This window comes from Parasphingorhabdus sp., from assembly GCF_036963705.1.
Lineage (GTDB): Bacteria > Pseudomonadota > Alphaproteobacteria > Sphingomonadales > Sphingomonadaceae > Parasphingorhabdus.
Window position 1 is genome coordinate 1 of the sequence record NZ_JBALUT010000092.1, and the last position, 7,802, is coordinate 7,802.

Annotated in this window: 11 protein-coding genes; 4 read left to right on the plus strand and 7 right to left on the minus strand. The window is 52.3% G+C overall.

Annotation, left to right across the window (positions count from 1 at the left end; all coding sequences use genetic code 11):
- The 4 genes from V7680_RS14120 to V7680_RS14135 all read left to right on the plus strand — a co-directional run.
- Positions 1-868: efflux RND transporter permease subunit (locus V7680_RS14120; protein ID WP_335653907.1), on the plus strand; the 868-nt coding region annotated here is incomplete at its 5' end.
- 82 nt (positions 869-950) lie between these two features.
- Positions 951-1,412, plus strand: a complete 462-nt coding sequence (locus V7680_RS14125; RefSeq protein WP_335653908.1) for a hypothetical protein — start codon at positions 951-953, stop codon at positions 1,410-1,412.
- On the plus strand, positions 1,409-1,756 hold the full coding sequence (locus V7680_RS14130; RefSeq protein WP_100093767.1) for a hypothetical protein: 348 nt from the start codon (positions 1,409-1,411) through the stop codon (positions 1,754-1,756). The genes V7680_RS14125 and V7680_RS14130 overlap by 4 nt, the downstream gene beginning before the upstream one ends.
- A gap of 17 nt (positions 1,757-1,773) precedes the next feature.
- A complete protein-coding gene (locus V7680_RS14135; protein WP_335653909.1) occupies positions 1,774-3,120 on the plus strand; it encodes an APC family permease in 1,347 nt (448 codons plus the stop codon).
- 382 nt (positions 3,121-3,502) lie between these two features.
- On the opposite strand, the gene V7680_RS14140 is transcribed toward V7680_RS14135, so the two are convergent.
- The 7 genes from V7680_RS14140 to V7680_RS14170 form a co-directional block, all read right to left on the minus strand.
- Positions 3,503-4,201 (minus strand): CDP-alcohol phosphatidyltransferase family protein, encoded by a 699-nt coding sequence (locus V7680_RS14140; RefSeq protein WP_335653910.1) that lies wholly within the window; start codon positions 4,199-4,201, stop codon positions 3,503-3,505.
- A 281-nt stretch (positions 4,202-4,482) separates the two neighbouring features.
- Positions 4,483-5,502 carry an MlaA family lipoprotein gene (locus V7680_RS14145; RefSeq protein WP_335653911.1) on the minus strand — a complete coding sequence of 340 codons (1,020 nt, stop codon included), beginning with the start codon at positions 5,500-5,502 and terminating at the stop codon, positions 4,483-4,485.
- Positions 5,503-5,552: 50 nt separating this feature from the next.
- Positions 5,553-5,681, minus strand: coding sequence for an entericidin A/B family lipoprotein (locus V7680_RS14150; RefSeq protein ID WP_335653912.1), 129 nt, complete (start codon positions 5,679-5,681; stop codon positions 5,553-5,555).
- A gap of 1 nt (position 5,682) precedes the next feature.
- A complete protein-coding gene (locus V7680_RS14155) occupies positions 5,683-6,438 on the minus strand; it encodes a hypothetical protein (RefSeq protein WP_335653913.1) in 756 nt (251 codons plus the stop codon).
- Between the two features lie 130 nt (positions 6,439-6,568).
- On the minus strand, positions 6,569-6,856 hold the full coding sequence (locus tag V7680_RS15785; RefSeq protein ID WP_442955056.1) for a phosphatase PAP2 family protein: 288 nt from the start codon (positions 6,854-6,856) through the stop codon (positions 6,569-6,571).
- Positions 6,857-6,863: 7 nt separating this feature from the next.
- On the minus strand, positions 6,864-7,304 hold the full coding sequence (locus V7680_RS14165) for a hypothetical protein (protein ID WP_335653915.1): 441 nt from the start codon (positions 7,302-7,304) through the stop codon (positions 6,864-6,866).
- Between the two features lie 2 nt (positions 7,305-7,306).
- Positions 7,307-7,802 (minus strand): efflux RND transporter permease subunit (locus V7680_RS14170; protein WP_335653916.1); only part of this gene is annotated, 496 nt, incomplete at its 5' end.

Sequence of the window (7,802 nt, forward strand, 5' to 3'; positions counted from 1 at the left end):
GAATATCGGCGAAACCGTCGAAGGGCTGGCACGCTATCCGATCAGCGTCCGCTATCCGCGAGAGATACGTGATAGCTTAGAAAATCTGCGAAATCTTCCGGTTCTCACGCCATCCTTGCAGCAGATTACCTTGGGCACGGTTGCCGACATTGATATCAGTTCCGGTCCTCCGATGCTACGCAGTGAAAATGGCCGGCCATCAACCTGGATCTATGTCGATACCAGGGGCCGTGATCTGGTATCGGTGGTTGCAGACTTGCAAGCGGCAATTGGCAAAGAGGTTGATCTACCGCCCGGCGTTAGCGTGGCGTATACGGGGCAATTCGAGTATCTGCAGCGCGCAACCAATAGGCTGATGGTGGTCGTGCCTGCTACGTTGGCGATCATCTTCTTCCTGCTATATCTGACTTTCCGCCGTTTCGATGAAGCGTTGCTCATCATGGCTACATTGCCATTCGCATTCACCGGCGGACTATGGCTCCTCTATTGGATGGGCCTCAACCAGTCGATTGCAACTGCGGTTGGTTTTATCGCGCTTGCCGGCGTGTCAGCTGAATTTGGCGTGGTGATGCTGATCTATCTGAAACAGGCACTGGAAGCGCGCGGCGAAAAGCCGGACGCAGAGCAGGTTAAACAGGCAGTGCGTGAAGGCGCATTGCTGCGGATACGGCCAAAGGCGATGACCGTAGCGGTGATCTTGGCAGGCCTTTTCCCGATCCTCATCGGCGAAGGCGCCGGGTCGGAAATTATGCGCCGGATTGCAGCTCCGATGGTCGGCGGCATGCTGAGCGCGCCTTTGCTTTCGCTATTTGTTGTGCCCGCAGCATATTATCTGCTTCGCAGACGCGAGGCGGAAAAGCTGAAATGATTTTGGCCCAACTTCCTACATTGCACAGTTTCCCGACCGCAGCGGGTCCTGTTTCGCTATTCAAAACCGGAGTTGTCGTATCATGAACTTTGACAAGCAACCTGAAGTGCACGTCGCGATTTTCGGCTTTATGACCTCCTTCATCTGGGAGTTTCTGCAGATGCCCTTTTTTGATGTCGGACAGGCAACCTATTGGGAGAGGACATTGGGCTGCACGCAAGCAAGTTTCGGCGATGCCGGGATCCTGCTCGTCGCCTATTCGCTCGTCTCTTTGCTCAAACGAAATAGATACTGGATGTTCGATCCAAAGATCTGGATGTTGGGGGTCTATTTGGGAACGGGTCTGACAATCACGCTAGTCATCGAAATATTCGCGACGAAGGTGCCGCGCGACTGGGATTGGGGTTGGCGCTATAGCGACCTTATGCCGGTCATACCGTTTGTAGATGTCGGCCTGGTCCCTATTGTGATGTGGATCGTTATATCTTCGATCACACTCTGGTTCGCGAGAAGGCAGCCCCAAGTAGACAGGAAAGATCCATGACTGATAAAAAAGACGCCGAGCTATATCGGGACCCTTATCGTGCGCTTTCCCGCTGGGACAATGAAGGTGGCGCACAAACCGAAGAGGATAACCGGACATCGGAATATCCGCACATAGGTAACGCCGAACTCGTCCAGCTTAGAGTTCGCGTTATTGCACTGGAGAATATCGTGTTGGCTCTGCTTTCGGAAAGCCCAGATAAAACCCATGAAAAAGTTCGTGCATTGGCAGAACTTATTTCACCCAGGGAGGATGCGACACAACATCCTCTGACAACGGAAGCGGTATCGCATATGAACCGCTTTGCGGACCGGGCAGCGCGATTTAGAAGTGAATGGCGATGAACGACCACGGGAGCGCTGTGAAAACCGGTAAAAAAACCTCGTCCTACAAAGCGGGCAGCCTGACATTGGCGGGAACAGTGGCAATGGGCACCGGTGTTATGATCGGTGCGGGGATATTTGCTCTGACCGGGCAGGTTGCGGAATTATCCGGCCCGTTATTCCCGCTGGCTTTCCTTATTGCCGCCGTGATCAGCGGATTTAGCGCTTATACCTATATCAAGGTATCCAATAAATATCCTTCCGCTGGCGGCATCGCCATGATCCTGCAAAAGGCCTATGGACCCGCGACAGTGACGGGAGCCGCTGCACTGATGATGGCCTTCTCGATGATCATCAATGAAAGCCTCGTCGCTAGGACGTTCGGGACTTACACATTGCAACTCTTCGACGTTGGCCGCGATTCCATCCTGGTGCCGATATTGGCTATCGGGCTGATCATTTTTGCCTTTCTCGTCAATATCGCAAGCAACAAGATCATCGGATCAATTTCGTCGGTCACTGCGATACTCAAAATCGGCGGCATATTGATATTCTCTCTCGCGATATTGTGGGCAGCCGGATTCACCTTTGAATTTACACAGAGTGCGCCAGAAAGCGCGGCCTCTCCGACCGGATTTATTGCCGGGATTGCCCTCGCCATTCTTGCGTTCAAGGGCTTTACAACAATCACCAACAGCGGCGGAGAAGTTGTCCATCCTGAGAAAAACGTAGGCCGTGCGATCATGATCTCGCTGGCGATCTGTTTACTCGTCTATATGTCGGTCGCGTTTGCGGTCGGTTCAACGCTGGGCATAGATGAAATTTCCGCGGCGAAGGACTATGCCCTCGCTGAAGCAGCCCGCCCGGCCTTTGGTGATTATGGCGTCTGGTTTACCGTTGCCATTGCCATTATTGCAACCGCATCGGGACTTCTTGCCAGTGTTTTTGCGGTCTCCCGCATGCTTGCGATGCTGACCGATATGGAGCTCATCCCGCACCGTCACTTTGGCATGCCCGGCGACATTCAGACGCATACATTGGTTTACACCGTCATTGCAGCAGGCTTGCTCGCCGCATTTTTTGATCTGGGCCGCATCGCATCGCTTGGCGCGATTTTTTATCTGGTGATGGACATCGTCATCCACTGGGGTGTCTTCAGATATTTGCGTAAGGATGTAGGAGCCCAAGGATGGGTATTGCTGAGCGCGATATTTTTCGATGTCGTCGTGCTCGGCGCTTTCCTGATGATGAAAGCCAACATTGACCCGTGGATTATTGTCATCGCATTTGTCGGCATCGTTATCATCATCGGGTTCGAGAAATATTATTTGTCAAACAAGCGAAGTTTGACCGACGCCGACACGCATGGAGGGCATGGCAGTTGAATATCGGCTTTTGGTCAAAATGAATTTTTGAGTAAAGGTATGTTCTTGGGCGCATTTCAGATCGTCTGCGATTGGGCCGATTGCCGACGGTCCGGTTCTGTGCAGCTGGTCCGACTAGCGGACAAAAACGCAGAGCGATTGCAATGTCAGCTTCCGCCCCAGTTTCGGTCATTAGAATTGATTGGATGGAACATAAAAGCGGCTGGTCGGCAAACGCCCCTTTTTGGAGACATTCGCAGCTGCCCGGCTTTATGTCCGCTTCGCGCCCAATTGTCGTCATTCCGAACGTCGACGCTCGTCCCCGAAAGCGGCCATCTCCGCGCACACACTTCTCTAGCGCCAGAACGGCACGGGTTGGTGGTAATCGGACATCAGAGGTAGTTTACTTCGGGTTCCGCCATTCGTCGTTCCGCGCTGGTTCTTCCTTTGCCAAACGCGCTGCGGTCTGGAAGGTCTGCAAAGCAAATAGGGCTATAAGCAAAATGCCAACCGACCCTACAAAAACGTCGAAGCCGCTTATTTGGCCAAACCTTCCAGGGCCAGCACCAAAGGACAACATTGCAATTGTCAGAGCGATGAGAATAAACCGCAATTCAGTCGGTCCGAGATTCAAATAGGAAAGCTTCAGTTCGCCCAAGACGCGAACCGATAAAAACGCATGGATAGACAGCAGAAGGTATCCCGCCAACGCGACTAACGCGACTTCCAATGAGACGTAAGGGCTGAGGCCAATTCCCACCACGATCGCCGTCGTTGCAAGACCATCGCAGCTATGATCGAGAAAATAACCGTAGCGTGGCCGTTCGATCTTGCGATACCGAGCCAGGCTACCATCGGTGGAATCCCCAACCCACTGCACTATGTAGCCAATTATAGCGAGCCACAGCCAATTCTCGGAGATGTTGCTGCAAACGTAGCCAACAAATACCATGCCGGCTCCAAGCATTCCCACAAACGTTAACATGTCGGGAGTCAACCAGCGGGGCATTCGCCCGCACATCCAAATGAGAAGCTTACGCTCGCTGCGCGCCAAGACGTTTTCCTGAATTCGTATAATCGGAGCCTTGTTTTCAGATTTCATATATCGAGCCTCAAGAACAATTGGATTGGACGTAGTATACCAGAGTTCCGCGGGCTACGACTCTGATAGTCAGAGTTTGCAATTGGTTCGTTAGCTATCATACAGCATTTTCCTCTGCTGATTGACTGAAACTGGGGCGGAAACTGACATTGCAATCGCTCCGCGTTTAATGTCCGCTAGATGGACCGGCTGCCCAGAACCGGCCAGTTCGCTATCGGCCCAATTGTCGCCGGTCTGAAATGCGCCCATTTTCCATCGTTCAACTCCAATTCTGACGGAGCCTAAAGCGGACGCTTATCACTGTCAGCATTCAAATCGCTTTTGCTGCACAGCCCATCGATTTGGGCCTGACGTTTTTGCAGATAGTATTCGCGCGCTGCGACATACGGATCATTTGAATTGTGGATTATTTCCAATTCTTCATCAAACTCAACGCGCTTGTCGAGTTCGCGGGCTATGCTTGTTGGAATGGCAACCACCGGCTTGCTGAGCGACCTACCGGCAGGACTCGGTATAGGTATAGCAAAGGCGTCCACTCCGCCGCCGATCAAATCACGGATTGTTGTCGGTCCGACTATCGGCAAAAAGAGAAACGGCCCCGGTTTGACACCATAACATCCCAACGTGTCGGCAAATCCGTTTTTACGTCGTGGCAAATTGATAGGTTTCCGCTTAGCAATATCGAACAGTCCGGCGACGCCGAATGTCGAGTTTACCAAAAAACGACCTGCGGTTTCAGCAGCCTTGCCGGGTTTGAGTTGTAACAGGAAGTTTGCAAAAACCGCTGGTTCATGAAGGTTGTTTGCAAAGTTCCGCAGGCCGTTGCGGAGAGGTTCTGGAACTCTTTTTTCATAAGCATGCGCGGACGGCGCAACCACAGCCTCGTCGATAGTTTGGGTGATAGCATATGATTGAGCGTTGACCCTTTGCAATGGATCGCCAGGCGTTCGTATTCGCCCGGTTACAACGATCGCACCTTCATTTTGGTCTATCCCGTCGGCCCGATCGCTCTGCTCCGACGGTTGTTCCGTTACAAACATCGCTTCCGCTGGCACAGGCTTTGTTCCATCTTTGGGGATTGCCAGCGGCTGAGCCAATTCAACGGCTGTATTGACTGTCTGAGCTTGCAATAAAGGATCGGTGTTTACGACTGGCACCGCACTTTCTGGAACAGCCTGCGCGGTCAACGATGGTCTGTCTGAGGCGGCATTGTGCGGTGTCGCTACCAAAGCCGGAGTGCTGCCAGAATATACCGGTGCGCTAGCTAGTAACAGTGCACTTGTTAAACCTGCTATGCTCATCTGGTTGCCTTTTTTTGATTTCTATTTTCCGCCAGACTTCAGTATCCGGATTACTCAGCAGTATCGCTCACCGCATCGCCAGCAGACTCAATGTCCTCACCAACCCCGCGCACTGTGTTGCAGGCGGGAAGCGCTAGCACCGAAATTGCCATCAAGGCTAAGAGGGATTTTCTAAACATGTCAGGTCCCTTTCTTTGGATTGTTGGGAGAATTTATTGCTGAAGTGGGCTGGAAATAGCCTTCCAGTTCATCGACAAGTTCGAGCTCTGTTACAGTAGCTTGCGCTGCCATTTTTTCGTCCTTGACGGACAAATATTCGTCGAGCTTGGCCAGTGAGTCTGAAAAACGTTTGTTCAGTTCCGTATCGGTTACGCTATCCTTGATTAGACCCCACTGCTCTTGCGCAAATTTTCCAGCTTCCCTAGCGTCAGACCAGCGTTTTGGATCAGATTTGAGATCTGCTTGAATGCGAAATCCGGCATAATCCAGCAAACTGACCGCAACCGGTATCTTGGCATCAGGGGAGAACGCACTGACGATCAACCTATAGCCTTCAACAGCAGCCAATGCGATATCGGGCGGATTTCCGGCATCGATTGCTGTCTTGGCATCCTTCACACGGCCATCGAGGGCTTTGGCAGCTGCGGGATCAAGTTGACCGGCGATACCGGTTGCGGATTCTTGGGCTATGGCAAAAAGTAAAGCCAGCTCGTCCGGTTTGGCGGTAAACGCCTGTTCGGTCAGAGCTTCGAAATTTTCTGCAGCGGCCGCCAATGCGATAGCCGATGATACTGCTTCATTTTGCGGGACGGCTACCGTTTGAACAGAGCTGTTTGAACTGTCGTTGGGCGACTGAGATGAACCACAACCCGACAAGGCGGCGATTGCCAGAAGCGGTGATCCAATGTGAAGGACATTTGAACGCCAGTTACGCATAACCTGTTTCCCGTGTTTGCCGACTCCAGATTGGGGCGGCTGCTATGGAAACGGTTTAGTCGAAGCGACATTACACCGCTATTTCAAGGAATATACAATATCCCAATGTGCCCAAAATGAAGAGCGTTGGCTATTTAGAAAGCTTCTCTTCAACCTTCGGCAATTTCACGAGTAAAGCCCACAAACATGCCCAGCTCGTTCCGAACATCCAGCCAGCCAAAACATCACTCGGCCAATGGACGCCCAAAGCAACGCGCGAGATGCCAACGGCTAACGTCAGCATTAGAGCTACCGAAAGCACGAACAGCCGTGTTCGAGAACTGTCCTCGACCCTTGAAAACAGAACTGCAATTGTCAAAAATACGATGGCGGAATTGGCCGCATGACCACTGGGATAGCTTGCACTATGCTCGATCACCAGATGGTCAACCAACGTTAGGTCGAGGGCGCTGAAAGAACCCCTTGAGCAGGGTTACCATTGCGCTGCCGCTGAGCGTAGCTCCGAGAATGACGAGCGCCATTCGGTGCGCTCCTTTCAAATATACAAATGCTGCTGACCCGGCGATCACGAGGATGAGAACCGTAGTGCCGCCAATTGTCGTAAAATCGAGCATTGTCTGGCGTAACCATGTTGGTCCGGCCATTGTCCGCAAGTCACCGGATCGCCTAAATGCAAATAAGATAGTTTGATCAATTGTGGCTAACTCGCCTTCCGCGATTTCAGACCAAAGCCAGAGGAATAGAAGTGCTGTAAGCGATACGCTGCCAAAGAGAAGTATCAGCCGGAACGGCAACTTTCGTTCCGAGCGAAACTGCATGGATAGGCGATCAATAAGTGACGTCATATGGTTGCCCGTTTCTTTCATCCTCAGGCTGGCTCGCTCTTGTTCCGTTTCTCAAACATGATCAGACATGCAGGGAGGAAAAGCAGCACCAGCGGCACGGCAGCGATCAAGCCGAAGATGATGGCAGTCGCCAGCGGCTGCTGCAAGCCGGCGCCACGGCTGAGGCCCAGCGCCAGTGGGCTTAATGTCAGGATGGCGATCAAGGCCGACATCAGGATCGGACGCAAGCGCTTTTTGCCCGCTTCATGAAGCAAGGCTGCCGAAACGGGCTGACTCTTGTCGATCTCGGCGAGAAAGAAAATGATCAATTCGGCAACCATGCCAACCACCATTGTTAGTCCAAGGAGCGCCGAAATATTGAGTTCTATGCCGGTTATCCATAGGCCCATGATGACCGCCGATGCTGTGAGCAAGATCGTTGCCATCGCCGAAGCGGTCCAACCGGCGCGTTCGAATAAAACCGTCAATAGCAATGTGCTAAGTAGCATTGCTGCTGCGAACACCATTGCAAGGTCAGCG